Source organism: Henriciella aquimarina (assembly GCF_002088975.1).
Lineage (GTDB): Bacteria > Pseudomonadota > Alphaproteobacteria > Caulobacterales > Hyphomonadaceae > Henriciella > Henriciella aquimarina.
Window position 1 is genome coordinate 1 of record NZ_NCST01000046.1, and the last position, 2,583, is coordinate 2,583.

A 2,583-nucleotide genomic window follows, 5' to 3' on the forward strand; every position below is an offset into this window, starting at 1 on the left:
AATCTCGTTCGCCTGGCGAAGCTCCTTCACTTCGCGCTCAAGCATCTTGATCCGCTCGCGCTCTTCGGTGCTTGGTCCCGCCCGCTTGCCGGCATCCCGCTCGGCCTGCGCCACCCAGCCATGCAGCGTCTGCGGCACGCACCCGATCTTGCCGGCAATCGAGACGATCGCTGCCCATTGCGACGGGTACTCCCCGCCATGCTCCATCACCATCCGAATGGCTCGCTCACGCACCTCTGGCGAGTAAGGATGTCTCTGCTTCCTGTCTGTCATAAAACCACTCTCTCAATGAAAATGGCCTCCGGCAAACCCGGCGCGGTTCATGCCATGTCAAAAACTCGACATTGGAAAATAGGACGCGCAATGCGTGAGCCATGCGCAAATCTCGACAAGCAGTCTAGTTATGCCGACGGCCTGTCCCATGTCAAAAACTCGTAACACCATGAACATATTATCTTTTTTTGCGCATCTCGTTTGTGCGCGTTACGAACTTAACCGGGTGCCAAGCTCTTATTCCTTGCTTGTCGACTTAAACTTTCCGAGATTTCTCCAAGCGATCGACATCAGGGTCATTGCTTTAAAAGAGAGTATGATGGCGAGTTTGCTATTGATATGCCCACCCAGTTGCAGCTGAGCGAGTGAGGCCCGTTCTTACAATGGGCATCCCTCCCTATGCTCGTGGGGCGGCGTCGCTCGGGATGCCCATTGTAATAACTCCGTCAGCGCTCCTGGCGGCGATAACTGCGCGTCTCTATGCCAGGTAGTTGATTGAGAACGTCGCCAGCTTCCTTCAACCGCTCGACCAGCGGCCCAACGAGTTCGGGTGGCAATTCAATACAAGCTATTTGTTTTACTGAGCCATCCGCAAGTTTCCGATCAACACAAATCATGGGAATTACCGCGCCAAATTTTACTCCCAGCGTAACTGCCATTTGGACATTTTCGCTCCAGCAGAAGCCAACGGGCCAAAGGCTGTCAGCGTCTTTTCGAGAGGTTCGCTTTGCACGTTTTGACATTCCATTTCCTTTCGAAGTGTCTCTACGCCCAGCTGCTATCTGTTGGTGGGCCAATGCGGGGTATAGTGGGAGCAGTCCCCGCCGAGTTGGCCGGGCGCTCCCACAACTCCATCATTATCACCGCTACCTGCCGGAGCCGCCGAACGCATGGAGTGCAAATGAGCCGCTCTGTCGACCATTCACTCAGACGCTTCTTCACGAGACAACTCAGAGCATCCCGCTTTGCCATGGGCATCGTCCTTCAGTGGTGCCCTTCCGGTATATGCAAAGGTCCCTTTCGTACCGGAGTGTGACGATGCGCCGAAAGTTTCTCACCAAGATCGCATCGCCCGCTGCCAAGCTAGGCAGCGAGAATGATGATCTTGATCACTTGGAAAGTTTTGAAGGTCGAGAGTGAACTTCATAGGGAAGGGTTAAAACCTTCAATGAATCCATCACACTCCTAGATCCACGCGGCTGCGAAAGTTCAAAAATTGCGCTTTTGCCTCGTCGAAACCCGTCACTTCAGTGATCGATACGTCGATCGTCTTTCCATGAGTAATTTTCTCGAAAGTCCTCGCCACCTCGATAGGATGCATACCGAGTTGATCCGACATTAGGCTTTTTAGCCGGAATGCCGCATCAACATATATCATTCGTGCTTCGATGTAGTTTCGGATGAATCCCCTGGGGCTGCCTTGATAATGACCGTAAACGCCGTGACGAAGGTGCTCTAAAAACGGTTCAAACCAGCCAGTTTCGGCTCCTGTTGGTTCAAACCCAAGCGCAATACACACTCGATATGCATCGTGCACCATGAACCAAGAGGGCGCGGCTCCGAGCACCTTCGAGACCTTTTTCGAGCCTCCGCGGTGATGAGCAGCAAGGGCTGCGGCGACTAAGCCGAACCACTCGCTCAAGAGCTCTAACCTGGCTGCTGGCTTAGTTAGGGTCTCGGAAGCATAGGAGGCCGAGTGTTGAATGGGCAAGAATTCCTCTCGACCAATGCCTTCGTCTAACTTCACCAGATTAGGGTGCTTCTCGATTTCGTCATTTTGAGCGACAGTTAGCAGAATGCGTAGGTCGTCAGTCGTCAGTGCGCGAATATCGCGTGCGAGCGCACCAGCTTTCTCTTCCAGCTTCCATAATTGTTTCGCCAGCTTCGCAATCTGCTTTGCCGCCAGTTCCTGACCCAGCCCCGTGATCCGGGCCGTTCATTCGGAGAGTCTGTTCGCCTTTCTTTCTGTTGTTGATGGCGTGGTCAAGGCCCGGGGAGTGGAGCTTCCCCGCGGCTCAAGCGAGCCGGGCCTTCGGCGGCGCAGCCGCCGTTCGTAGGTTACGGGGCTGAGGCCGCCGAGTGATGTGTGTGGCCGGACCGTGTTGTAGTCTATCCGCCAGGCTTCGATGATGCGCCGGGCGTCACCGAGACTGTCGAAGAGATGCTCGTTCAGGCACTCGTCGCGCAGCCGGCCGTTGAAGCTCTCGACGAAGGCGTTCTGTGTCGGCTTTCCCGGCGCGATGTAGTGCCACTCAATGCCGGCCTCGCGCACCCATTTCAGGATCGCATGACTGGTCAGCTCCGTGCCAT

The 2,583-nt window shown here is 55.0% G+C and carries 4 protein-coding genes; all 4 read right to left on the bottom strand.

Annotated elements, in window-relative coordinates; translation table 11 throughout:
- On the bottom strand, positions 1-273 hold a 273-nt coding region (locus tag B8784_RS07420), incomplete at its 3' end, for a transposase (protein WP_143435342.1).
- A 446-nt stretch (positions 274-719) separates the two neighbouring features.
- Positions 720-1,016, bottom strand: coding sequence for a hypothetical protein (locus B8784_RS21245; RefSeq protein WP_143435350.1), 297 nt, complete (start codon positions 1,014-1,016; stop codon positions 720-722).
- A 434-nt stretch (positions 1,017-1,450) separates the two neighbouring features.
- Entirely contained in the window at positions 1,451-1,915 is a 465-nt protein-coding gene (locus B8784_RS07425) for a hypothetical protein (RefSeq protein WP_143435351.1), read from the bottom strand.
- A gap of 294 nt (positions 1,916-2,209) precedes the next feature.
- Positions 2,210-2,583, bottom strand: a 374-nt coding sequence (locus B8784_RS07430) for an integrase core domain-containing protein (protein ID WP_233355963.1), incomplete at its 5' end; no start/stop codon positions are given.